Origin of the sequence: Amycolatopsis vastitatis (assembly GCF_002234595.1) — a bacterium.
In the GTDB taxonomy this organism is placed as follows: domain Bacteria; phylum Actinomycetota; class Actinomycetes; order Mycobacteriales; family Pseudonocardiaceae; genus Amycolatopsis; species Amycolatopsis vastitatis.
Window position 1 is genome coordinate 214,232 of sequence record NZ_NMUL01000038.1, and the last position, 22,431, is coordinate 236,662.

Below are 22,431 nucleotides of genomic sequence, written 5' to 3' on the forward strand. Positions count from 1 at the left end.
TATACGCACGTGTAGCAATGGGGCGCCCTGACCGATCCGGAGGCATTCCGGTGACCGCCTAACCGCCGAGCCGGTTGGGCCATTCGGCTCGCAACCAAGTGCGGTCTCTGGGCTAAGTGTCTGATTGCTGACGAAGATCCCACCCTGTGTACTGCACGGACGCACATCTCCACGAAGGGGTCAGTTCAGTGACACAGCACAGATCGCGCTGGAGACGGCGGGCCGGGATCACCGTCCTCGCCACCGCACTCGGCGCCTCCGTCCTCGGCATCGCCGTTCCGGTGGCCTCCGCCCAGCAGGCCCCACCGTCCAACGGCGCGGCCGACGGCAAGACGCTCGACGAGCACGACCGCGCGCTCGTCGCCGAAGCCGAGAAGGCCGGAAAGCCCGACGTCACGCTGCTGATCGCCGCGGAAAAGGGCCAGACCGGCACCGCCGTGAACGAGCTGAAGGCCCTCGGCGGGGTCGTCCAGTCCACCGACGCGAAGCTCGACTACGTCAAGGTCAGCATCCCGCCGGACAAGGCCGAGAAGGCCGCGAAGCTCAAGTCGGTGAACGCCGTCGACGTCGACGGCCTCATCGTGCGCGACGACCCGAAGCCCGACGGCGCGACCACCCCGCTGCCGCAGCCGGCCCCGGGCAAGAACACCCCGCGCGTCAACCCCTACCTGCCGACCGGCGACACCTACGCGGCGCAGTTCGGCCAGGTCCTGCCCGGCTGGGACGGCAAGGACACCACGGTCGCGGTGCTCGACTCCGGCGTCGACCTCGACTCCCCCGCGCTGGCCACCACCAGCCACGGCGAACGCAAGATCGTCGACTGGTACAACGCCAACGCCACCAACTCCGGCGACGGCACCTGGGTCAAGCAGTCCACCCAGACCTACACCGGCACCTTCACCGCGAACGGCAAGACCTGGACGGCCCCGGCGACCGGCGGTCCGTACACGTTCGGGCTCTTCGGCGAGACCGCGGGCGACCTGGGCGCCGCGGACAGCGAGACCGGCGGTGACGTCAACCGCGACGGCGACCGCGCCGACTCCTGGGGTGTGCTGCTCGACCCGGCGACCAAGGAGGTCCGGGTCGACCTCAACGGCAACGGCGACTTCACCGACGAGAAGCCGATGACCGACTACAACAAGAAGTACGACGTCGGCTTCTTCGGCACGGACAACCCGGCGACCGACGTCGCCGAGCGGATGGCGTTCGTGGTCCAGACCGACAAGCCGGGCTACGTCGGCATCGGCATCGCCGGCGCCGAGCACGGCTCGCACGTCGCGGGCATCGCCACCGGCAACGACCTGTTCGGCGGCAAGATGGACGGCGCGGCCCCGGGCGCGAAGGTCCTCGCGGTCAAGGTCTGCCTCACCGGCAGCGCCTGCACCTCCTCGGGCCTGGTCGACGGCGTCGTCTACGCCGCCAGCCACGGCGCCGACGTCATCAACATCTCGATCGGCGGCCTGCCGGCGCTCAACGACGGCAACAACGCCCGCGCGGAGCTCTACAACCGCACGATCGCCGAGTACAACGTCCAGATCTTCATTTCGGCGGGCAACAGCGGCGCCGGGGCGAACACCGTCGGCGACCCGTCGGTGGCCACGGACGCGATCTCGGTCGGCTCGTACATCACCAAGGAGACCTGGCTGTCGAACTACGGCTCGGTCACGAAGAACCCCGAGTCGCTGCACCCGTTCTCCTCGCGCGGCCCGCGTGAGGACGGCGGCTTCAAGCCGGACATCATCGCGCCCGGCGCGGCGATCTCCACCACGCCGCGGTGGGAAGCGGGGAGCCCGGTCGCCGGCACGTACACCCTGCCGGCCGGCTACGCGATGCTGCAGGGCACGTCGATGGCGGCGCCGCAGGCGACCGGCGCGGCGGCACTGCTGGTGAGCGCGTACAAGGCGACGCACAACGGCCGGCGGCCGCCGGTGGCGCAGCTGCGGGCGGCGATCAAGTCGACCGCGCGGTTCGTGCCGGGCATCGGCGCGTACGCCCAGGGCGCGGGCCTGTTCAACGTCCCCGCCGCGTTCGTCGCGCTTTCGCTCAACCCGAAGCCGGACGCCGTCTCGACGTCGGTCGAGGTGCACACCGCGCTGTCGGGCCTGCTGCCCACCCCGAACACCGGCGTGGGCATCCACGACCGCGAGGGCGTGACCACCGGCAAGGCGTACACCCGGACCTACACGATCACCCGGACCACGGGCTCGGCGCACCCGGTGCCGTACTTCGTGCGGTGGGTCGGCAACGACGGCACGTTCTCCTCGGGGTCCACAGTGGTCCTTCCGCTGAACACCCCGGTGAAGTTCGACGTCAAGGTGAACCCGAAGAACGCGGGCGTCCACTCGGCCCTGCTGTACCTGGACAACCCGCTGACGATCGGCATCGACGTGCAGACCCTCAACACGGTCTTCGCGCCGCAGGAGTTCACCGCCGGCAACGGTTTCAAGGTCGATGCCTCCGGCAAGATCGCCCGCAACCAGGCGACCACCTACTTCGTGCGGGTGCCGCAGGGCGCCAGCGCGCTGAAGGTGGACCTGGACGCCGGCGGCGGCGCTCCCGGCAAGGGCCAGGTGCGGTTCCTGCGGTACGACCCGACCGGTGTCCCGGCCGAGGCCAGCACCGCGACGACCGCGTGCTACCTGCCCGACGCGGGCGCGGGCTGCGCCGGCGGCACGCCGACCAGCCGGACCATCGCCAACCCGCTGCCGGGCGTGTGGGAGATCGTCGTCGAAGCGCGGCGGACGTCCGATGTGGACGATGCGGCGTACAAGCTGTCGGCGACGGTGCTGGGCACGTCGATCTCGCCGAACCCGGACACGATCGCCTCGGCCACGCTGAACACGCCGATCCCGCGGTCCTACACCGTGCAGAACTCGCTCGGCGCGTTCACCGGCAAGCTCAACGGCGGCACGCTGGGCAGCGCCAAGACGCAGCGGCCGACGATCACCGAAGGCACGCAGCAGCAGTACCAGATCGCGGTGACGCCGGGCTCGACGTCGCTGACCGCCACGATCGGCAACCCCGCCGTCGTGGGCACGGACCTCGACCTGGTGCTGTACAACTGCACGACCGGATCCTGCGTGCAGGCGGGCGTCAGCGCGGACGGTGACTCCGAGGAGTCGGTGACCGTGCCCAACCCGGCGCCCGGGGTGTGGGTCGCGCTCGTCGACGGGTACGCGGTGCCCGGCGGCACCACCGCCTACGACTACCTCGACGTGTTCACCAACCCGGCGTTCGGTTCGGTCGCGGTGACCGACGCGAACGCGCTGCGGGCGTCGGGCAGCTCGTGGACGGTGCCGGCGACGGTGACGGCCACGGCCGTCCCGGGCGCGGGCCGGACCCTGCGCGGCCAGCTGGCCGTGCAGACCGACACCGGCGTCACCGTCGGCACCTCGCTGGTGCAGATCACCTCGGTGAGCTAGCGCGGCTTAGGCTCGGCGCAGGTTGTCGTGAGTGGGAAACAGGGTTAGAACGCTGTTTCCCACTCACGACGCGCGGGTGACGAACGGTGCCGGATCCGCCAGGACGCGGTGGACGACCCGGCCCGCGGCGCCGAGCGTGGCCGCGTCCCCGCCGAGGCGGGAGGCCGACAACAGCGGGGGCGCGCCGCGGAGGCCGCCGAGACGGGCCGCCAGGACCTCCGCCACCGGGCCGGACAGCCACGGGTACAGCTGCGTGAACACCCCGCCCAGCACGATCCGGTCGAGGTCCAGCAGGTTCACCGCCGACGTCAGGGCGATGCCGAGGGCCCGTCCGGCCGACGCGCACGCCGCCAGCGCCGTCTCGTCGCCGCCTTCGAGAGCGGTCAGCAAAGCCGGTACCGAGACGGCGTTTCCCGCCGCCAGCAAAGCTTCCTGCCCGGCGTACGTCTCCAGGCACCCGCTGCCGCCGCAGCTGCACGGGGATCCTTCGGGCGCCACGACGACGTGGCCCAGCTCGCCGGCCAGCCCGCTCGCGCCGGAGTACAGCGCGCCGCCGACGACCAGGCCCGCGCCGATGCCGATTTCGCCGGAGACGTAGAGGAAGTCTCGTTCGCCGTCGCCGTACCAGAACTCGCCCAGGGCGGCGAGGTTCGCTTCGTTGTCCAGCTCGACCGGGACCGGCAGCCGCAGCAGGTCGGCCGGGCGGACGTCCTGCCAGCCGAGGTTGGGGGCGCTGAACAGGACGCCGTCGCCGACCGGGCCGGACACCGCGAGCACCGCGCCCGCCACCTCCAGCCCGAGCCGGTGGGTCTCGGCGAGGGCTTCCGTGGCCAGGTCCTGCAGCTCCCCCAGCACCTTCTTCGGCCTCGAGCCGCGGTTGTCGCGTTCGCGGCGCGCGGCGAACCTGACCTCGCCGGTGAGATCGAGCACGCGCACCGCGAGGTAGTCGACGTTGATCTCCAGGCCCAGCGACGCCACGCGCGCCCCGCTGAGCACGACCGCCACCCCCGGCCGGCCGCGTTCGCCGGCGCGGGCGGGCCCGGTCTCGGCGAGCAGCCCGGCGTCGACCAGGTCGCCGACGAGCTTCGAGACCGTGGACTTGGTGAGCCCGGTGACCTCGGCGAGCGCCGCCCGGGTGAGCGGGCCGCCGCGGCTGACCGCGCCCAGCACGACCTCGAGGTTGCGGGCGCGCATCTCTTCGTGCCGCACGGCCTGCGTCATCGTGACCCTCCTGCGAAGCACTTCAACCGGCCTCTTGACGCCCGGGACCCCCTCGGCGCATATTTAGTCTACAACGTGAACTAAATGAAGGGACAGTCATGAGCGACTACGCTCCCCAGCCGGCCGACAAGTTCACCTTCGGCCTCTGGACCGTGGGCTGGCCGGCGAACGACCCGTTCGGGGTCGCGACGCGGGCGCCGCTCGACCCGGTCGAGAGCGTGCACCGGCTCGCGGAGCTGGGCGCCTACGGCGTGACCTTCCACGACGACGACCTCCTGGCCACCGAGCCGGACCGCGACAAGGCGATCGAGCGGTTCCGCAAGGCGCTCGCCGAGACCGGCCTCAAGGTCCCGATGGCGACGACGAACCTGTTCACCCACCCGGTGTTCAAGGACGGCGGCCTGACCAGCAACGACCGCGACGTCCGCCGGTACGCGCTGCGGAAGGTGCGCCGCAACCTCGACCTCGCGGCCGAGCTCGGCGCGGAGACCTACGTCGTGTGGGGCGGGCGCGAAGGCGCCGAGTCCGACGCGGCGAAGGACGTCCGCGCGGCCTTGGACCGCTACAAGGAAGGCCTGGACCTGCTCGCCGACTACGTCGTCGAGAAGGGCTACTCGCTGCGGTTCGCGCTGGAGCCCAAGCCGAACGAGCCGCGCGGCGACATCCTGCTGCCGACGATCGGGCACGCGCTGGGCTTCATCTCGCAGCTCGCGCGGCCGGAGATGTTCGGGCTCAACCCGGAGGTCGGGCACGAGCAGATGGCCGGGCTGAACTTCGTGCACGGCATCTCGCAGGCGCTGTGGCAGGGCAAGCTGTTCCACATCGACCTCAACGGCCAGCACGGCCCGAAGTTCGACCAGGACCTGATCTTCGGCCACGGCGACCTCAAGAGCGCGTTCTTCCTGGTCGACCTGCTGGAGAACGCCGGCTACGACGGCCCGCGGCACTTCGACTACAAGCCGATGCGCACCGAGGACGCCGAGGACGTCTGGGTGTCGGCCGCGGCGAACATGCGGACGTACCTGATCCTTAAGGAGAAGGCGGCGGCGTTCCGGGCCGACCCCGAGGTCGCCGAAGCCCTCGCGGCGTCCCGGGTCACGGAACTCGCGACGCCGACGCTGGCGCCGGGCGAGACCTTCGACGACCTGCTGAACGACGAGTTCGACCTCGACGCGGCGGCCGCGCGCGGCTACCACTTCACCCGGCTCAACCAGCTGGCCCTGGAGCACCTCCTCGGCGTCCGCTGAAGTCCACCCCAGAGCGTCCAGCCGTGATCGCGCCCGGCTGGGCGCTCTGCGGCATCTGTCAGCGCCGGTTCAACCCGAGCTCGCGAGTCCGGAGAGCAGGGCCGCGGCAGCCCTGTCGAAAGGGGCGATGCTTCCCGCGGCGCGGCACAGGATGTGGGCGCCTTCGAGGGTGACGATCATCAGGGTGCCCAGGTCAGCGGCCTGGGACGAGTGCATTCCGGCGTCCGTGAGTTTTCCGGCGAGTTCGCCGCCCCATCCGGTGAATGCTTCGGCCGCGACAGTGCGCAGGCTGCGCTGGTCGGCGATGGCCGCACCGCCGTCGACGGTGACCGCCGCGATCGCGCAGCCACCGCCTTCGGCGGACGCCTGCACCACGGGACGGACATTGCCGAGGAACGCCTCCACGACTTCGCGTGGCGTGCGGGCCGGCAGTTCGTGCAGGTGGCCGCGGACGTCTTCGGCGTTGCGGCGGGCGGCTTCGAGGGCGAGTTGCTGCTTGCCGCCCGGGAAATGGTGATAGATCGCTCCGCGCGCGGCACCACTTTCGGCCAGGACGCCGGTGAAGGACATCGCGGCCAGGCCGTGGCGCTGCAGCAGCCCGATCGCTGCCCTGATCATGCGGGACTTCGTGTCCGCGGCCATCGAGACCCCCTTGACTAGTACGGCCATCCTAGTCCATGCTCAGCCCACTAGGACGCGCGTACTAGTCGTCGGGGCTGAACAGGCCCCCGAAACCGGAGGTTCGTGATGGGCAAGACGTTTCTCTACACCGAGATCCAGGCAGCAGTGCCGTTCGACCAGTTCGACTGGCGCCCGGTCAATGCCGCGCTGAAGACCGCACCGGGCCTGATCCGCAAGACGTGGCTGTCCGGCATCGGAACCCACACCGTCGGTGGTTTCTACGAGTTCGACAGCGCCCGGAACGCCCTGGCCTTCGCCCAGGGACCCTTCGCCGAAGAAGCCCGCCGAGCCGGAGCCCCGGCAACGACCCGGCTGTTCGACGGTGACATCGTCGAAGACGCCAGTGTCGATCTGAACTCGCCCTACTACGCGTGACACCGCAGGTGAACATCACGCGGCACCCCGAGAACACCGTGAGCTGGATCGACCTCGGCACCCCCGACATGGGGACGACGACGGCGTTCTACACCGCGCTGTTCGGCTGGACCGTCGCCCCGCCGGACGCCGACGGCTACCGGCTCTGCTCGCTGCGCGGGCAGCTCGTCGCCGCCCTGGGGCCGGCCGAGGACGCCGGCGCACCCTACTGGACGACCAACGTCACCGTGGCGGACATCCAAGCCACCGCCGCTCGCTTCGCGAACCTGGGCGCCCGGATCATCGTGGCACCCACCCGAGTCGGGACGCTCGGTCACGCCGCCGTCACGATCGACCCCGTCGGCGCACCACTGTCACTCTGGCAGCCCGGAACCCATGACGGCATGCAGCTGCACCACGAACCGGGGACCTTCGCCCGCATCAGCCTCCTCACCGACCAGTCCGCGCGTGCCGCCGCTTTCTACCGGCCGGCACTGCACTGGAACTCCGATCCCCGGCACACCAAGTTCCGGCTGCCGGACGACTCCATCGCCACCACCGGCAAGCCGCCGGGGAAACCGACACCGCAGCGATCACTCTGGCTGGTCGGTTTCGCCAGCGACAGACCGGCCGCCGACGTCGAGCGGGCCCGGCGGCTCGGTGCCACCGAAGTTCGCCAGGACCCCGGCGGAGACGTCGTCATGCGCGATCCCACCGGCGCTCTGTTCGGCCTTGCACTCACGACCGGTGGGGCGTACGGACGGCCGCCGTCAGGAGCAGGTCCTTGACCTCGGTGGCGTGGATCTTTTCGCGGGCCAGGGCCGGGTCCGAGCAGAGGAACACCGGGCCGTCCTCGGGTGCGTCGGGCAGGCGGCCGTGGCTGCCGCGCACCGGCGCCGGGTCGAGCGGGACGACCTGCATCGAGTAGCGCAGGCCGAGCTTCTTGCGGGCCAGCGCGGACGCGGCCTTGAGCTTGACCATCGGGTCGTCCGGGTCGAAGAACAGCTCGGCCGGGTCGTAGCCGGGCTTGCGGTGGATCTCGACGGTCTTCGCGAAGTCCGGCGCGCGGTCGTCGCTCAGCCAGTAGTAGTAGGTGAACCACGCGTCCGGCTCGGCGATCGCGACCAGCTCGCCCGCCCGTTCGTGGTCGATCCCGATTCCGGCCTGTCCGGAGCGATCCAGGACGACGTCCACCCCGGACAGTCCGGCCACGATGTCGCGCACCCGCGGGATGTCCGCCGGGTCGGCGACGTAGACGTGCGCGACCTGGTGGTCGGCCACCGCGAACGCCCGGGACGTCCACGGGTCGAGGTACTCCATGCCCGCCTGGACGTACACGTTGAGCAGGCCTTCGCGGCGCAGCGCCCGGTTGACGTCGACGGGCCGGCTCGCGTTGGTGATGCCGTACTCCGAGAGCGCGACGACGGTGTGCCCGCCCGCGGCCGCGAAGTCCAGCAGCGGCTTCAGAGCGGTGTCGATCTCCCGCGCGGCGGCCGCGGCCTGCGGCGCGTCCGGGCCGAAGCGCTGCAGGTCGTAGTCCAGGTGCGGGAGGTAGACGAGCGTGGTGTCCGGCTTGTCCTCGGTCATGATCTTCCGCGCCGCGGCGATGATCCACTGCGACGACGTGATCGACGCCGTCGGGCCCCAGTAGGTGAACAGCGGGAACTCGCCGAGGTCGCCGACCAGCCGGTCGTGCAGCTGCGGCGGGTGGGTGTAGGCGTCCGGGGACTTCTTGCCGTCGGCGTGGTAGATCGGCCGCGGGGTCACCGTCAGGTCGACGTCCATGCCCATCGCGTACCACCAGCAGACGTTGGCGACCTTGTGCCCCGGCTGCGCCCGGCGGGCCGCGTCCCAGAACTTGTCGCCCTGGACGAGCTTGTTGTGCTGGCGCCAGAGGAAGATTTCGCCGAGGTCGCGGAAGTACCAGCCGTTGCCGACGATCCCGTGCTCCGCCGGGGTGAGCCCGGTGAGGAACGTCGACTGCACCGAGCAGGTGACCGCCGGGAACACCGTGTCCAGCTGCGCGGTGAAGCCGGGTTCGGCCATCCTGCGCAGGTTGGGCATGTGCGGCAGCAGCCGCGGGGTCAGCCCGACGACGTCGAGGACCAGCAAACTCATTCGGAAACCTCTTCCAGGCCAAGGGTGATCAGTTCCCGCCGGGTCCACTCCAGCTCGGCCGCGATGCCCGCGACCAGCCCGGCGTCGTCGGCGGGTGCGTCCGGGAGCACCTGCCAGGTGTACGTCTCGACCTCGACGTGGTCGGTGCGCGCGGTCTCACCGCCGAACAGCTCGGCCAGGGTTCCGGCCAGTACCGGCCGGGTCGACGTCAGCGGCGGCGCCGGGTCGGCGTGCAGCGGCACGTGGAAGTGCACCCGCCACGGGGACTCGCCCGGCAGGCCACCGGCCAGCGCGAGGTCGAGGTCGTCGGCCCCGGGCGGAGCGCCTTCGTTGCTCTGGTGCAGGAACTGCGGCTCCACAAAGGACTCCAGAACCCGCCGTGTCGACGGGTCCGCCGGGTTCGCCGCCTCCAGCGCGGCCGACGCCTGCAGCTTGACGACGTCCAGCCCGGCGGCTTCGAGACGGCCCAACGCGGCCGCCGGGTCCTCGAACCCGACCGCCAGGTGGCAGGTGTCGAGGCAGACGCCCAGCCAATCTTTGTCCACTTCGGACAGCAGCGACGCCGCCTGCGCGGTCGTCTCGATGACGCACCCCGGCTCCGGTTCGAACGCCACGCGCACCGGGCGGTCCTGCTCCGCCAGCCCTTTGGCCAGCAAGTCGAGCTGGCCACGATCATCGCGCCATTCCGTCCGCCAGCCGAGCGGCAACGTCGAGACGCTGCCGCGCGCGGCGTCGTCCGGCATCAGCTCGGCCAGCAGCCGCGCCAGGTCCAGGGTGTAGCGCGTCCGCTCGGGTGTGGCCCAGTCCGGCCGGTACACCTTGTGCTTGACGACCGGGTCGTGGAAGCCCTGGTACGGGAAGCCGTTGAAGGTGACGGCTTCCAGGCCGCGCGCGGCCAGCTCGCGCTTGAGGCGGCCCACCGCGGCCGGGTCGGCGGCCAGTTCGGACGCCACCGGCCGGGCCAGCCACAGGCCGAGCCCGAGCCGGTCCGCGCCGAGGCGTTCCCGGACCGGCTCGCCGAAACGGGCCAGCTGGGCGAGCACGCCGTCGAGGTCCTCGGCCTGGTGCACGTTGGTGCAGTAGGCGAGGTGGACCAGCGAGCCGTCGCGGTGCCGGAACCTCACTTGCGCGCCCCTCGCAGGATCGAGTTGCCCGCGAACTCGGCGGGCGCGGCGTCCGATTCCAGGTCGAGGCGCCCGCTCTGGCCGTAGAACTCGACGGGGTTGCGCCACAGCACCCGGTCGACGTCGTCCTCGGTGAAGCCGGCGGCGAGCATCGCGTCGCCGGTCTTGCGGGTCTTGAGCGGGTCGCTCTTGCCCCAGTCGGCCGCCGAGTTCACCAGCACCCGCTCCGGGCCGTACTCGCGCAGGATCGCGACCATCCGGTCTTCGTCCATCTTCGTGTCCGGGTAGATGGAGAACCCCAGCCAGCAGCCGGATTCCTTGACCATGCGCACGGTCATCTCGTTGAGGTGATCGAGCACCACGCGCTCCGGCGCGATGCCCGACTCTCGGACGACGGCGATGCTGCGCTCGGTCCCCGCGGCCTTGTCGCGGTGCGGGGTGTGCACCAGCGCGGGCAGGTCGTGCTCGACGGCCAGGGCGAGCTGAGCCGCGAACGCCTTGTCCTCTTCCGCCGTCATCGAGTCGTAGCCGATCTCGCCGACCGCGACCACGCCGTCCTTCTCCAGGTAGCGCGGCAGGAGGTCGAGGACCGGGAAGCAGCGCGGGTCGTTGGCCTCCTTGGGGTTGAGCGCGATCGTGCAGTGGTGGGCGATGCCGAACTGGCTCGCGCGGAACGGCTCCCACCCGACCAGGGCGTCGAAGTAGTCGGTGAAGCTGCCGACGCTCGTGCGGGGCTGGCCCAGCCAGAACGCCGGTTCGACGAGCGCGCGGACCCCCGCGGCGTGCATCGCCGCGTAGTCGTCGGTGGTCCGGGAGCTCATGTGGATGTGGGGATCGAAGATGCGCATCAGGCGTCCTGTTCTGCCAGCAGCGGGAGGAGGTCGGCGGGCACGTCGCGGCCCGCGGCGGTGCGCTCGGCGGCGAACGACCGCAGCATGCGCCGCAGCTCGTCGTCGGCCCGGCGGTCGAGCCCGGCCACACCCGCCAGCGAGATGCCCATGAAGACGCACTTGAGGACGCCGTGGCGGTACGCGGCGTCGTCGAGGTGCGTCGCGGCGTACTCGCCCATCGCCGCGGTGACGAGCCGGGTGTCGTTGGTCCGCAGAGCGTCCGCGACCAGTTCGAGCCCGGCGTCTCCGATATCCATGACGGACAGTCCATGGAGGACCGCACGCTTCTCCGCGGCGTCGCCGTAGCGGTAGAGACCGGGCATTTCCGCGGCCGCGCCCGGCGCGGCTTCGAGCAGGCGGACGCGGGCCACGTCGTCGACCGTCCGGCCCGGGACGTCCGACGGACCGCGGCCGCAGCGGCGGCCGACGGCCGGGAACAGCGTGCGCAACGCCGTCGCGTCGGCGGCGACGTCGTTCAGTGCCTTGTCCAGCCAGAGGTTCACGCGGTCACCGCCTTGCGCAGGAACTCGAGGGACTCGCGGGCGATCCGCGGGGCCGCGTGGCTGTCCCGGGGCAGTTCCACCGCGACGAGCCCGGGGTAGGGCGCCAGAGCCGCCAGCACCGGCGGGAATTCGATTTCCCCGCGGCCGAATTCGAGGTGTTCGTGCGTGCCACGGCGCATGTCGTCGATCTGCACGTTCACCAGCCGCGGCAGGGCTCGCCGGACGCAGTCGGGCACGGACGCGGACTCGGTGCACCGGCAGTGCCCGATGTCCAGCGTCAACCCGAACCGCTCCGGGTCACCGAGCCGGCGCGCCAGCTCGAAGTAGCCGTCGAGGTCTTCGACGAGCATGCCCGGTTCGGGTTCGAAACCCAGCTTGACGTCGTGCTCGTCGGCGGCCTTGAGCACGTCGGCACAGCCGTCGGCCAGGTACGCCCAGGCGTCCTCAGTGGACAAACCCGCGGGTTTGTTGCCGCTCCAGAAGGAAACCGCCTCCGCCCCGAGGTCGGCGGCGATTTCGACCGCCCGGGTGAGGAAGTCGATCCGGCGGGCGCGGTCGGGGTCGAGGAACGTCGGCGAGTGCTTGCGCCACGGGTCCAGCAGGAACCGCGCGCCCGTCTCGATCACCACGGCGAGGCCCAGCCGGTCCAGTTCGACGGCGAGGTCCGCGACGCGGCGGGCGAGGTCCGGCGCGAACGGGTCGAGGTGCTGGTGGTCCAGGGTCAGGGCGACGCCGTCGTACCCCAGGTCGGCGAGGACGCGCAGCGCGTCCCCGAGCCGGTGGTTGGCGAAGCCGTTGGTGCCGTATCCGAACCTCATGTCGGCGACACCTTCCGGCTCAGCGCCCGCGCGATCGGGAACGCGGCCGCCACGGCCAGCGCCGAGCGCCACGCGCCGGTCCGCGCGATCAGCCCGGCCTGCAACGGGATCATGCCGTGGATCCCGGCGCCCACCGCCCGGCGGATCTTCGGCGCGGCCGGGTCGCGGACGGCGTCGTACTGCGCCCGCCCGGTCGTCAGCGCGTACGTGCCGAGCAACGCGGAAGCCAGCGGACCGACGCGGCCGGCGGCGACGCGCACCCCGGCCGTCGCGGCCAGGGTGGCGGCGGGCAGCGCGGGTTTCGCACCGTCCACTTCGGACCGCGAAAGCTGCGTGACGGCGTAGGTGTGCGCCCCGACGGTCAGGGCCGCCGGCACCGCCGCCCGGGCCCCGCCCGCCCCGAGCAGGACGTCGAGGGTGCGCGCCGCGGCCATCGCGGCCGGCCCGAACACGGTCTCCTTGAGCACGAAGTCGTACGCCCAGACGGTCGCGGCCAGCGGGAGGGCGACGCGCAGCGCACGCCGTCCCCCGGCGGCCGCGGCGATGCCCAGCCCGCCCGCGGTGAGCCCGGTGGCGACGCCCAGCGCCGTCGCCGGCTTGACCCGGCCCGACGGGATCGGCCGCTCCGGCCGCTCGATCGCGTCGAGGTGGCGGTCGGCGTAGTCGTTGAGCGCCATGCCGGCCCAGTAGATGCAGACGGACGCGCCGGTCAGCGCCAGGGTGCGGCGGCCGAACGGCCAGCCGGAGGCGGCGGCCCCGGCGACGGCGTCGCCGGGCACGGTCAGCGCGGCGGGCGCGCGGACGAGTTCGACGAGCGCCTTCACCGGTGCGCCCACTCACGCAGGGCCGCGTACTGCGACGCGAGGTCGTGCGGCCCGTCGCCGGCCGGGTCCTTGAAGAAGAACCCGAACTCGGCCACCGGACCGGCCACGCCCTCGCGGCACGCCTTGCCGGTCAGCCGGGCGAGGTCGAGCACCAGCGGCGCGGCGAGCGCGGAGTCGCAGCCCTGCCAGGTGAGCTGCAGCGTCATCCGCGTGCCGAGGAAGCCCTCGAACAGCACGTGGTCCCAGGCGGTCTTCCAGTCGCCGAGGGCGGGCACGTAGTCGATGTGCACCTCGCCGTCGACCTCCCGGCCGAGGTTCCGCGAAAGCACCTGCTGCTTGGACGCGTTCTTGCTCGACGCGGCGCCGGGGTCGGCCAGCGTCGCGCCGTCGCCGCCGCCGAGCAGGTTCGTGCCCGACCAGGACAGGACGTTCAGCGCGCGCTGGGCGAACATCGGCGCGAGCACCGACCGCAGCAGCGTCTCGCCGGTCTTGCCGTCCCGGCCCGCGTACGGCAGCCCCGCGGTGCGGGCCAGCTCGTCGAGCGCGGGCAGCCGCGCGCCCGTCGACGGCGTGAAGTCGACAAAGCCACAACCCGCGCGGAAGGCGGCGTAGGCGTACTGCGCGCTCGACGGCAAGGTGTCCAGCGCACCCTCGAGTGCGGCCAGGGACTCGTGCGCCGGGTGCGGCGCGCACGGCGGCTCGGTGGAGGAGACGTTGACGACGACGACGTGGTCCAGCCCCGCCCGGAAGGCGGTCAGGTCCGCGACGATCCGGTCGATCGCGCTCCGGCCGCCCTCGGCGGGGGCCGGGCGCAGGCGGGCCTCGGCCGCCTCCAGCTCGGCCGTCACCGCGGCGGGCAGCGTCGAGGGCAGCACCCCGGCCGCGGCCAGGTGCTCGGCCCGCTTGACCAGCGGCGTGTCCACGACGTCGTGGCCGGCGAAGACCAGGTCTTCCAGGCCGGGCAGGTCAGCCCCGGCGAAGTCCGGCAGCTCGGTCACGCACCCCGTGCGCGCGGCCAGTCCCGCGCGCATGGCGGCGGCCCCGGCGATGGCCGTCGTGGCCACCGATCCGCGGGCGCCGACCAGCCAGACACCGATCTTCCCCATCATTCCTCCAGTAATCCCGCAGTTCAGCCGCGTCGGCCGCCCCCGGCATGACGCGGTGCCCGGCCCCTGCTGCCCGCGTGACGGCGGCGGCGCGCAGAGGCCCACCCGAACTACATCGCTGTACACGATCGAGTGTTTCCAAACGATCTTCACCCGGCCCGCGGGACTCCGGTTAGTTTCGTGACCGGGGAACGGGTACCCGCCCGGGTGAACCCCATCGAAAGGAACCCCTCGTGACCAGCGTGCCCGTCATCGAACTGAACAACGGCGTGCGGATGCCGCAACTCGGCTACGGCGTGTTCCAGGTCCCGGACGACGAGACCGCCACCGCCGTGAAGGCCGCCCTCGAAGCGGGCTACCGCAGCATCGACACCGCCGCCGTCTACGGCAACGAGAAGGGCGTCGGCCAGGCGATCGCCGAGTCCGGCATCGCCCGCGACGAGCTGTTCGTCACCACCAAGCTGTGGAACTCCGCCCAGGGCTACGACTCGACCCTCAAGGCGTTCGACCAGAGCATGGCCAAGCTCGGCCTGGAGCAGCTGGACCTCTACCTGATCCACTGGCCGACGCCCGCGCGCGACAAGTACCTCGACACCTGGAAGGCGTTCGAGAAGCTCCACGCCGACGGCCGGGTCCGCGCGCTCGGCGTGTCCAACTTCCAGCCCGCGCACCTCGAGCGCCTGCTCGACGCCGCCGACGTCGCCCCGGCGGTCAACCAGGTCGAACTGCACCCGTACCTGCAGCAGCCGGAGCTCCGCGAGTTCGACGCGAAGCACGGCATCGCGACGGAGGCGTGGAGCCCGCTCGCCAAGGGCGGCAGCCTGCTCGGCGACCCGGTGATCGCGGACCTCGCGGTGAAGCACGGCCGTACGCCCGCGCAGATCGTGCTGCGCTGGCACCTGCAGCTCGGCAACGTCGTGATCCCGAAGTCCGTCACGCCGTCCCGGATCGAGGAGAACTTCGACCTGTTCGGGTTCACCCTCGCGGAGGAGGAGATGGAGTCGCTGACGCCGCTGGACCGCGGCGAGCGCACCGGCCCGGACCCGGACACGTTCAACGCCGCCTGACCCGTCGTGGCGGACCTCAGGGCTTGCGGGCGACTCCGCCCAGGGTGAGGAAGTTCAGCTCGCTCAGCGGGTGCAGGCGGGGGCCGTCGGGCCACCATTCGTGCAGGTAGACCAGGCCGGGGCGGAGGAGATCCGTGCCATCGAAGAACGAAAGGATCTGCTCCCGCGTGCGGTGGACGCTGCCCAGCCCGGTGCCCTGGAAACTGGTCTCCAGCAGCCGCGCCAGCTCCTGGCGCGGGGAGTCCTCTTCCGGGTCGAAGTGGTGCGTGAGCAGCAGGAACGACCCGGGCGCGAGGGCGTCGACGTAGGCCGCGACGATCGCCTTCGCCCGGTCGTAGTCGTCGATGTGGTGGACGATCGAGGTCAGGATCAGCGCCACCGGCCTGCTGAAGTCGAGGTACTCCGTGACGACCTCGTCGGCCAGGGTCTCGGCCGGCCGCGTCAGGTCGGCACCCGTCACGTGGGTCAGGTAGTTCTCTTCGAGCAGCGCCCGGCCGTGCACCTGCACGACAGGGTCGTTGTCGACGTACACGACCTGCGCGTCCGGGTTGTACCGCTGCGCCACCTCGTGGGTGTTTTCCGCGGTCGGCATGCCGGAGCCGAGGTCGAGGAACTGGTCGATGCCGCGTTTGCCGGCGAGGAACCGCACCGCGCGCACCAGCCACTCGCGGTGCTCCTTCGCCATCGCGCGGGCGCCCGGTGCGATCGCCAGCAGCCGCCGCATCGCTTCGCGGTCGACCTCGTAGTGGTCGTGCCCGCCGAGGAGCGCGTCGGACAACCTCGCCAGGCTCGCCTTGCTGAAATCGAGGGAGGCCGCGCCCCCTTCGGTTCCGGACCGCAGGTCGCCAGGCGTCATCGGCTGTTCTCCCACTCTGCGCGTGGCGGACGGCGCCCCTGCCCGGGCGCGCTCACCGTGTCCGGCAACGGACAGTGCTCAGACTACGACATGCGGTTCATCAAGTGAACCAGGCACAAGGGCCTTGCCTGCCAGGGATTACTACTCAAATCGGAGTTCCTGCCACGTGCTTCCCCCGTTAGTGGTCCGGTACACGGCGGAGCCGCCGTAGGCGTCCGGCTGGCCGTCGACGACCACTCCGGTACCGGCGCCGGGGAAGTCGAGATCGGTCAGCGCGAAGCCGCGGTCAGGCAGTTCGGTCGTCGTCCAGGTGCGCCCGCCGTCGCCGGTGTGGTGCAGGAAGCCGACGCCGCCGCCCACGGCCGCGACCGTCACGGACGCCGGCGAGGCCGCGTCGAAACCCTGGTTGATGCCGGCGAACGGCGCCGCGTCGTTCCCGCCGAACACCCCGCCGAGCCGTGGTGCGTGCCGCAGCTCCCGCTCGGTCGAACCGGGCTGCGGCGAGCCGGGGCTGCTGCTGCACAACGCCACGACCTGCCGTTCGCGGACCCCGGCGAGCGACGCGACCGTTCCCCCGGGGCACGGCGGATCGGCCGGCGTGAAGCGGACACCGTCACGGGAGGTCCAGTACTTCTCGGTGCCGTAGTCCCCGCCGAGCGCGACCTGCAGGCCGCCGCCGACGGCCAGGTCGCCGTAGGTGAGGCCGCCGGTGACCGCGAACCCGGGCACCGGGGCCAGCACCGGCGAGGCGGCGGTCCCCGAGTACAGCCGGGTCGAGCCGCGGCCCTCGCCGTAGGTGGTCAGCACGGCGAAGACGCGGCCGCCGGTCTCGGCGATCTTCGAGAGGTAGTACGGCTCCCGCGCCCCGGCCAGGGCGACCGGTTGCCAGGTCGCGCCGCCGTCGCGGGTCACGCGCACGTGGACGCCGTCGTTGACGTAAGCGAGGCGGGCGCCGAAGGCCTTTAGCGCGACGTGGTTGTGGTTGTCCGGCAGCGGCATCGGCGGCGCGCCCAGCCGCCGCCAGTGCCGTCCCGCGTCGGTGGTGCCCAGCAGCGCCGGGCACCACGACTTCGCGCACGGCGAGTACCCGAGAACGTAGCCGGTGTCCGGGCCGGTCCAGCTCGTCGACGCCGGCTGGAATCCCCGCGGGACCACGGTTTCCGCGGTCGCGGGCGACGCGAAGGCGGCGAGGAGGGCGAGGACGGACACCAGCAGCGCTGCGCGCCGGGGAGCTCTCATGATCACGGGGACGTCCCGCGCGGACCGGGGTTGCCCGCCCCGCGCGAGGTTCGGCCGCGCGGCTCAGCGGCCCGCGGCCAGCCGGGTGTCGAGCTCGGCGAGGTCGGCCACGAACCAGACGTCCTTGCCGCGGTTCGACTCCCGCACGACGTCGCGGAACACGGTGCTCGCCTCGACGTGCCGCCGGACGTCGCCGAGCACGACCAGCCGGAAGCCGTACTGGACGATCTTCGAGAAGAAGTGCCCGATGAGCTTGGCGCGCATGTCGAAGAACCGCGCCGGGAACCGCTCGACCGGCACGACGATGACGTCGGCGCCGAGCCCGTAGGTGGCGCCGACCAGGTCGGCGGCGTCCTGCTCGGTGGCCAGCTCCGGACCGTGCGCCGGCGCGTGCCAGACCGGCACGCCGTGGCGGACGTCGATCATGCGCGGACTCCGTTCAGGAACCCGGTGACGGCCTCGGCCCAGCCGGGGAGGAAGTGCCCGGCGTCGCCGGCCAGCCGGACGTCGGCGTCCGGGAGCGCCGCGCGCAGCTTCGCCGCCGCGTCACGCTGGTCGAGGAGGACGTCACGGGCGCCGAGGTGGACCTGCACCGGCATCTCCAGTGCGCGCAGGCGCTCGACCGGGACCACCGGGATCGTCTCCAGCCGCGGCTTGAAGTGCTCGAACGTCGCCAGGGTGAACTCGCCGACCGCGCGGCGCCCCGGTTCGGCCGGGCCGCCCCCCGCGACCATGGCGAGCGACCGGCGCCGTCCCCAGTCGCCGAAGAGGCTGTAAAAGGCGAACTTGACCAGCGGCGCGGTCCGGCGACGGCCGATCCCGGCCGGGTTGACCAGCGCCAGCGCGGCGACCCGCCCGGGCCGGCGGAGCGCGTAGTCCAGCGCCCACCAGCCGCCGAGCGAGGTGCCGAGGAAGGCCGCGCGCGGCAGTTCGAGCGCGTCGAGGACGTCGTCGAGCCACTCGGCGTAGGCCGGGGACCCGAGCGGCGGCCGGGCCTCGACGGTCCGGCCCGGTTCGCCGGGCGCGTCGACGGCGTGCACCCGCAGCCGGCCGGCGAGCGTGGCGATGTCCGGCAGCCAGTGCGCGGCGGTGCCGCCGGACCCCTGCAGCGCGACGACCGGCGGCGCGTCCCCCGGGCCGGACACCACGGCGAAGGTGCCGCCGAGCCGGGTTTCCAGCGTGCGGCGCTCGGCCGGCACGGGCCAGCGGTCCAGCAGCGCGTCGTAGCGTTCGCGGACCGCGGCCGCCCCGGCCGCCGACCGGTAGATCGCGGTCACGTCAGGTTCTCCGTGACCGAGGCCACCCAGCGCAGCAGGTCGGCGCCGGCGGCGAGGTCGCCGAGCACGATGATCTTCATGGCGGAACGCTCCCCGTCGTAGATGGTTTCGACGCGCAGGGGCCGTTCGCCGCCGTCCCGCGGCCCGTTCACCGAGGCCACGACCATGGTGGCGATCCGGTCGGCCGCGGCCCGGTCGACGCCGCCGATCTCGGCGACGCCCGACAGCTCGGCGGTCGGCGCCTCCGCCCGCTCCGCGACCGGCAGCCCGGTGAAGGCCGCCAGGTCCTCGGCCGTGATCCGGTACTGCTTGCCGATCCGGACCGCCTTGAGCCGGCCGTCCCGCACGTAGTTCCGGACGGTCCGGACGTGCAGGCCGAGCTTCGCGGCGACCTGTTCGACGGAGAAGACTTCCTGCGCCATGACCCTCCTTGCGTTCCTCAAACTACCCTATCACGCACTCATTAGGGAAGTTTGAGGAGTAAGCGGTTCGCTCACCCGGGTGACGGGTATTCCCCAGTGTTGTTCCCGCTCGCCAGATACGTCCACATCGGACAGTCGAAAGGACGCCGACGATGCCGTATCCCCCGCCCCCGGAGCCGTACGGAACGCCGTACGAGCCCGCGCCGGCCGAAGAGATCGTGGAGCGCACCCACCCGCGCATCCGGGTCGTGCGCACGATCAACGCCCTCATCCACCTCGTCTGCGCGGTGTTCGCGCTGGTCCTGGCCGTGCACATCGTGCTGGTGCTGGGTTCGGCGAACTCGTCGAACGGCTTCGCGCACCTGATCTCGGAGTGGTCGGCGGGCGTGTCGCTCGGCCTGCGCAACCTCTTCACGCCGGACTCGGAGGGGCTGCGGACGTTCCTCAACGACGGTCTCGCCGCCGTCATCTGGCTCGTCATCGGCGCGATCCTGACCGACGTCATCACCCGCATCGGCGTGCCCGGCCCCCGGCGCGTCTGGTACCGGCGCAGCTACCGCTGACGCCGAAAGAAGGCCTCCCCGACATCGACGTCGGGGAGGCCTTCTTTCACGTTCTGATCAGCGCTGCGGCTGCTCGGCGGCCGGTTGGACCGGCTCCGGCTCGGGTTCGGGCAGGGCCTGGCCGGCGGGCTCGCCGCCACGGGGTGCGGGAACGCCCTCGGCGGCGATCGCGTCGAAGTGTTCACGGCACCAGCGGCCGTAGCGCCTTGCGTGCACAGTCATCGCGTCCACCTCCTCTCCACGGGCGATCCTCGTCACACCCTCAGCGTCCTCCGCCGGGATGCCGAAAGCCAACAGATTTAAGCGGGACTTAACACACGAAAGGGTGACAGTCCACAGAGGACGCGGATCAGCCCGCGAACTCCCGCACGACTGTCCGGCAGAAGGCCGGCAGGTCGTCCGGGTTCCGGCTGGAGACCAGTCCGTTGTCCACTACAACCTCTTCGTCGACGACCGTGCCGCCCGCGTTACGGATGTCGGTACGGATGCTCGGGTACGACGTCAGCGTGCGGCCACGCACGACATCCGCTTCGACGAGCGTCCACGGACCGTGGCAGATCACGCCGACCGGCTTGCCGGCGCGCACGAAGTCGCCGGCGAACTTGACCGCGGCGGGGTCCGTGCGCAGGTGGTCGGGGTTCATCGTGCCGCCGGGCAGCAGCAGGGCGTCGAAGTCGCCGACCTCGACGTCGGCGACCTTCCGGTCCACCGGGAACCGGTCGCCCTTGTCGATGTCGCCGTTCATCGCCTGGATTTCGCCGGTGTCCAGTGACACCAGCTCGACCGTCGCGCCCTCGTCGAGGACGGCCTGGCGCGGCTTTTCCAGCTCGACCTGTTCGACGCCGTCCGCGGCCAGGATCGCGACCCGGCGTCCTTGCAGTGCGTTCGCCATGGGGCTCCTCCGTCGGAAAACTGGGTGCACGGGGGTAATTACCCCCTCGTCATGACGTCAAACCCAGTCCACAAAGGACAGTGCAATGACATCCGGGGCTCCGCCCCGGGCCGGGGGCTCCGCCACCCGGACCCCCGCAAGACGGCTTAGTCCGCACATTCCACGGCGAGCACGGCGATATCGTCATGCGCGGAGCTGCCGAGCCAGTCACGCACGGCTTGACGCAGCCGCCGCACGACCTCGCGGGCCGGCTCGCCCGCCGCGGCCGCGAGCACCGAGCGCAGCCGGTCGTCTCCGAAGAGCTCCGTCTGGTCGTGGCGGTTGCGGGCCTCGGTGATGCCGTCGGTGTAGAGCAGGCAGACGTCGCCGCGCTCGAGCCGCACCTCGGCTTCGGCGAACCGGGCCTGCGGCGAGATGCCGACCAGCGTGCCCGGGACCGTGACCTCCTCGACCACGCCCGACCGGCGGACGATCAGCGGCGCCGGGTGGCCGCCGGAGGCCAGCGTCAGGCCGACACCGCCGTCCGACGGGCGGGCCGTGCCGAGCACGAGGGTGGCGAACCGGCTGCTGCCGCCGGCGATGAGCAGCTCGTTGAGCAGCCGCAGCAGCGTGCGGCCGTCGCGTTCGACCATGGCGAGCGCGGTCAGCGCGTGCCGGACCCGGCCGGTCAGCGCGGCGGCCTCGGGCCCCTTGCCGCAGATGTCGCCGAGCACCAGGAACGCGCTGCCGTCCTCGTGGGCGAGGACGTCGAAGAAGTCCCCGCCGACCGCGAGCACACCACCGGCCGGCTCGTACCAGGTCTCGAAGCGGGCGCCGTCGAGCTCGGGCGGGTCGACCGGGCGCAGCGTGGTCTCCAGGCCGCGGGTCGCCTCCTCCTGACGGGCGTAGCGCTGGGCGTTGGCCAGGGCCGTCCCGGCCGCCTTGGCGAACTCGACGACCGCGCGGAGCTGCCCGGCACCGAACTCGGGGTCGGCGCGGCGGCCCAGCAGCAGGGCGCCGGTGACCCCGGCGCCCACGTTCGGGCCGAGCGAAACGACCGAGATGTCGGCGTGGCCGGCGAGCCGGTCGGCGACGACCGGCGGCAGCGTGGCGACCTCGGCCGCGGGCACCGGGGCGAACTGCGGCCGCCCGGTGGCGCCGAACGTCGCCGCCAGCACCGGCGCGACCTGGGGCGGGACCCGCCGGATCCGGCCGTGGCCCTGCGCGGCGGGGCGTTCGCAGCTCCACCACTCCCACCGGCCGCGGGTGGTCGGCAGCAGCACGAAGACGGTCTCGGCCAGCGCCGACGCGGCCAGCTCGGCGATCACCCGGGCGGTGCCGTGGCGCCCGCGCGCGACCGCCAGCCGCGGACCGGCCTCGGCCAGGAAATCGCCCACGTGCCGCTGCGGGATCTCCTCCGCCGGGACCGTCCAGGCGTGCCAGCCGCCGGGCAGGGCGCGGATCCGGGCCGGACGACGGTGTCCGGCCAGTTCGACGTGGCCGGAGGTCTCCGCCAGTGGGTGCAAGCGCGGAGCTGCGTCCCCGGCCAGCGCTCGCGCCGCCGGGTTGGCCCAGCGCACCGCGCCCTCGGTGTCCTGCAGGAACACCGCGTCGCGCACGTCTTCGAGGACGGCCCGCCCGAAGGCGTCGAAGCCCGGCGGCCCGCCGTCACCGGTCATCGGCGGCAGGGCCGCCGACGCCGGGGCCGGTCGTGACACCATGCACGGACCTCCTGCCTCCGGACGGCTGTCGTACGGCTACCGCGTGAGCGGGCGGACTGGCTCGAAGTGTAGGGCGAAGCATGGCACGCTGGGTCGACGACCATGGC

General features: G+C 72.1%; 23 protein-coding genes. 6 read left to right on the plus strand and 17 right to left on the minus strand.

Annotated elements, in window-relative coordinates:
• Positions 1-188 precede the first annotated feature (188 nt).
• Positions 189-3,422 carry a S8 family serine peptidase gene (locus CF165_RS32385; protein ID WP_093951374.1) on the plus strand — a complete coding sequence of 1,078 codons (3,234 nt, stop codon included), beginning with the start codon at positions 189-191 and terminating at the stop codon, positions 3,420-3,422.
• A 63-nt stretch (positions 3,423-3,485) separates the two neighbouring features.
• Here CF165_RS32385 and CF165_RS32390 read toward each other — a convergent pair whose 3' ends face one another.
• Entirely contained in the window at positions 3,486-4,643 is a 1,158-nt protein-coding gene (locus CF165_RS32390) for an ROK family transcriptional regulator (RefSeq protein ID WP_093951375.1), read from the minus strand.
• 98 nt (positions 4,644-4,741) lie between these two features.
• Between CF165_RS32390 and xylA the strand changes: the two genes are divergently transcribed.
• On the plus strand, positions 4,742-5,890 hold the full coding sequence (xylA, locus tag CF165_RS32395; protein ID WP_093951376.1) for a xylose isomerase: 1,149 nt from the start codon (positions 4,742-4,744) through the stop codon (positions 5,888-5,890).
• 69 nt (positions 5,891-5,959) lie between these two features.
• On the opposite strand, the gene CF165_RS32400 is transcribed toward xylA, so the two are convergent.
• On the minus strand, positions 5,960-6,559 hold the full coding sequence (locus CF165_RS32400; protein WP_240521899.1) for a TetR/AcrR family transcriptional regulator: 600 nt from the start codon (positions 6,557-6,559) through the stop codon (positions 5,960-5,962).
• Between the two features lie 78 nt (positions 6,560-6,637).
• Here CF165_RS32400 and CF165_RS32405 point away from each other — a divergent pair, with 78 nt between their 5' ends.
• Positions 6,638-6,946, plus strand: a complete 309-nt coding sequence (locus CF165_RS32405) for a hypothetical protein (protein WP_093951378.1) — start codon at positions 6,638-6,640, stop codon at positions 6,944-6,946.
• On the plus strand, positions 6,943-7,713 hold the full coding sequence (locus tag CF165_RS32410; RefSeq protein WP_240521900.1) for a VOC family protein: 771 nt from the start codon (positions 6,943-6,945) through the stop codon (positions 7,711-7,713). Before CF165_RS32405 ends, CF165_RS32410 begins: the two co-directional genes overlap by 4 nt.
• Here the strand turns inward: CF165_RS32410 and CF165_RS32415 are convergent.
• The 7 genes from CF165_RS32415 to CF165_RS32445 are packed head-to-tail and all read right to left on the minus strand — an operon-like array spanning position 7,664 to position 14,308.
• Positions 7,664-9,043, minus strand: a complete 1,380-nt coding sequence (locus tag CF165_RS32415) for an alkaline phosphatase family protein (RefSeq protein ID WP_093951379.1) — start codon at positions 9,041-9,043, stop codon at positions 7,664-7,666. The two genes, CF165_RS32410 and CF165_RS32415, sit on opposite strands and share 50 nt — an antisense overlap.
• Positions 9,040-10,167, minus strand: coding sequence for a metabolite traffic protein EboE (gene eboE / locus CF165_RS32420; RefSeq protein WP_093951380.1), 1,128 nt, complete (start codon positions 10,165-10,167; stop codon positions 9,040-9,042). Before eboE ends, CF165_RS32415 begins: the two co-directional genes overlap by 4 nt.
• Positions 10,164-11,015: a TatD family hydrolase gene (locus CF165_RS32425; RefSeq protein ID WP_093951381.1), complete on the minus strand. Its 852-nt coding sequence runs from the start codon at positions 11,013-11,015 to the stop codon at positions 10,164-10,166. The genes eboE and CF165_RS32425 overlap by 4 nt, the downstream gene beginning before the upstream one ends.
• On the minus strand, positions 11,015-11,560 hold the full coding sequence (locus tag CF165_RS53680; protein ID WP_093951382.1) for an EboA domain-containing protein: 546 nt from the start codon (positions 11,558-11,560) through the stop codon (positions 11,015-11,017). The genes CF165_RS32425 and CF165_RS53680 overlap by 1 nt, the downstream gene beginning before the upstream one ends.
• Positions 11,557-12,378, minus strand: a complete 822-nt coding sequence (locus CF165_RS53685) for a sugar phosphate isomerase/epimerase family protein (protein ID WP_093951383.1) — start codon at positions 12,376-12,378, stop codon at positions 11,557-11,559. Before CF165_RS53685 ends, CF165_RS53680 begins: the two co-directional genes overlap by 4 nt.
• The gene (locus tag CF165_RS32440) at positions 12,375-13,214 is read right to left on the minus strand and encodes an SCO3242 family prenyltransferase (RefSeq protein WP_093951384.1); all 840 of its coding nucleotides are present in this window, start codon (positions 13,212-13,214) and stop codon (positions 12,375-12,377) included. Before CF165_RS32440 ends, CF165_RS53685 begins: the two co-directional genes overlap by 4 nt.
• Positions 13,199-14,308 carry an inositol-3-phosphate synthase gene (locus tag CF165_RS32445; RefSeq protein ID WP_240521901.1) on the minus strand — a complete coding sequence of 370 codons (1,110 nt, stop codon included), beginning with the start codon at positions 14,306-14,308 and terminating at the stop codon, positions 13,199-13,201. Before CF165_RS32445 ends, CF165_RS32440 begins: the two co-directional genes overlap by 16 nt.
• Before the next feature lie 233 nt (positions 14,309-14,541).
• Here CF165_RS32445 and CF165_RS32450 point away from each other — a divergent pair, with 233 nt between their 5' ends.
• On the plus strand, positions 14,542-15,375 hold the full coding sequence (locus tag CF165_RS32450; protein ID WP_093951386.1) for an aldo/keto reductase: 834 nt from the start codon (positions 14,542-14,544) through the stop codon (positions 15,373-15,375).
• Positions 15,376-15,391: 16 nt separating this feature from the next.
• Here CF165_RS32450 and CF165_RS32455 read toward each other — a convergent pair whose 3' ends face one another.
• The 5 genes from CF165_RS32455 to CF165_RS32475 all read right to left on the minus strand — a co-directional run bounded on the left by CF165_RS32455 (position 15,392) and on the right by CF165_RS32475 (position 19,169).
• Positions 15,392-16,231, minus strand: coding sequence for an SAM-dependent methyltransferase (locus CF165_RS32455; protein WP_093951387.1), 840 nt, complete (start codon positions 16,229-16,231; stop codon positions 15,392-15,394).
• Between the two features lie 141 nt (positions 16,232-16,372).
• Positions 16,373-17,470: a sialidase family protein gene (locus CF165_RS32460; RefSeq protein ID WP_205661026.1), complete on the minus strand. Its 1,098-nt coding sequence runs from the start codon at positions 17,468-17,470 to the stop codon at positions 16,373-16,375.
• A 63-nt stretch (positions 17,471-17,533) separates the two neighbouring features.
• Positions 17,534-17,896, minus strand: coding sequence for a DUF4180 domain-containing protein (locus CF165_RS32465; RefSeq protein ID WP_093951389.1), 363 nt, complete (start codon positions 17,894-17,896; stop codon positions 17,534-17,536).
• Entirely contained in the window at positions 17,893-18,747 is an 855-nt protein-coding gene (locus tag CF165_RS32470; RefSeq protein ID WP_093951390.1) for an alpha/beta fold hydrolase, read from the minus strand. The genes CF165_RS32465 and CF165_RS32470 overlap by 4 nt, the downstream gene beginning before the upstream one ends.
• Positions 18,744-19,169, minus strand: a complete 426-nt coding sequence (locus CF165_RS32475; protein ID WP_093951391.1) for a helix-turn-helix domain-containing protein — start codon at positions 19,167-19,169, stop codon at positions 18,744-18,746. Before CF165_RS32475 ends, CF165_RS32470 begins: the two co-directional genes overlap by 4 nt.
• A 152-nt stretch (positions 19,170-19,321) precedes the next feature.
• Here CF165_RS32475 and CF165_RS32480 point away from each other — a divergent pair, with 152 nt between their 5' ends.
• Positions 19,322-19,732, plus strand: coding sequence for a hypothetical protein (locus CF165_RS32480; RefSeq protein ID WP_093951392.1), 411 nt, complete (start codon positions 19,322-19,324; stop codon positions 19,730-19,732).
• A 57-nt stretch (positions 19,733-19,789) separates the two neighbouring features.
• Here the strand turns inward: CF165_RS32480 and CF165_RS51345 are convergent, their stop codons facing one another.
• The 3 genes from CF165_RS51345 to CF165_RS32490 form a co-directional block, all read right to left on the minus strand.
• Positions 19,790-19,954 carry a hypothetical protein gene (locus CF165_RS51345; protein ID WP_158226860.1) on the minus strand — a complete coding sequence of 55 codons (165 nt, stop codon included), beginning with the start codon at positions 19,952-19,954 and terminating at the stop codon, positions 19,790-19,792.
• Between the two features lie 127 nt (positions 19,955-20,081).
• The gene (locus tag CF165_RS32485) at positions 20,082-20,624 is read right to left on the minus strand and encodes a type 1 glutamine amidotransferase domain-containing protein (protein ID WP_093951393.1); all 543 of its coding nucleotides are present in this window, start codon (positions 20,622-20,624) and stop codon (positions 20,082-20,084) included.
• 146 nt (positions 20,625-20,770) lie between these two features.
• Entirely contained in the window at positions 20,771-22,324 is a 1,554-nt protein-coding gene (locus tag CF165_RS32490) for a PP2C family protein-serine/threonine phosphatase (protein ID WP_093951394.1), read from the minus strand.
• Between the last annotated feature and the right edge of the window lie 107 nt (positions 22,325-22,431).

Coding starts and splice junctions, on each gene's coding strand:
- CF165_RS32415 (WP_093951379.1), bottom strand. CDS start 9,043: ATGAGTTTGCTGGTCCTCGACGTCGTCGGGCTGACCCCGCGGCTGCTG.
- CF165_RS32390 (WP_093951375.1), bottom strand. CDS start 4,643: ATGACGCAGGCCGTGCGGCACGAAGAGATGCGCGCCCGCAACCTCGAG.
- CF165_RS32445 (WP_240521901.1), bottom strand. CDS start 14,308: ATGGGGAAGATCGGTGTCTGGCTGGTCGGCGCCCGCGGATCGGTGGCC.
- CF165_RS32465 (WP_093951389.1), bottom strand. CDS start 17,896: ATGATCGACGTCCGCCACGGCGTGCCGGTCTGGCACGCGCCGGCGCAC.
- CF165_RS32490 (WP_093951394.1), bottom strand. CDS start 22,324: ATGGTGTCACGACCGGCCCCGGCGTCGGCGGCCCTGCCGCCGATGACC.
- xylA (WP_093951376.1), top strand. CDS start 4,742: ATGAGCGACTACGCTCCCCAGCCGGCCGACAAGTTCACCTTCGGCCTC.
- CF165_RS32455 (WP_093951387.1), bottom strand. CDS start 16,231: ATGACGCCTGGCGACCTGCGGTCCGGAACCGAAGGGGGCGCGGCCTCC.
- CF165_RS32460 (WP_205661026.1), bottom strand. CDS start 17,470: ATGAGAGCTCCCCGGCGCGCAGCGCTGCTGGTGTCCGTCCTCGCCCTC.
- CF165_RS32475 (WP_093951391.1), bottom strand. CDS start 19,169: ATGGCGCAGGAAGTCTTCTCCGTCGAACAGGTCGCCGCGAAGCTCGGC.
- CF165_RS32485 (WP_093951393.1), bottom strand. CDS start 20,624: ATGGCGAACGCACTGCAAGGACGCCGGGTCGCGATCCTGGCCGCGGAC.
- CF165_RS51345 (WP_158226860.1), bottom strand. CDS start 19,954: ATGACTGTGCACGCAAGGCGCTACGGCCGCTGGTGCCGTGAACACTTC.
- CF165_RS53685 (WP_093951383.1), bottom strand. CDS start 12,378: ATGAGGTTCGGATACGGCACCAACGGCTTCGCCAACCACCGGCTCGGG.
- CF165_RS32425 (WP_093951381.1), bottom strand. CDS start 11,015: ATGCGCATCTTCGATCCCCACATCCACATGAGCTCCCGGACCACCGAC.
- CF165_RS32480 (WP_093951392.1), top strand. CDS start 19,322: ATGCCGTATCCCCCGCCCCCGGAGCCGTACGGAACGCCGTACGAGCCC.
- CF165_RS32400 (WP_240521899.1), bottom strand. CDS start 6,559: ATGGCCGTACTAGTCAAGGGGGTCTCGATGGCCGCGGACACGAAGTCC.
- CF165_RS32405 (WP_093951378.1), top strand. CDS start 6,638: ATGGGCAAGACGTTTCTCTACACCGAGATCCAGGCAGCAGTGCCGTTC.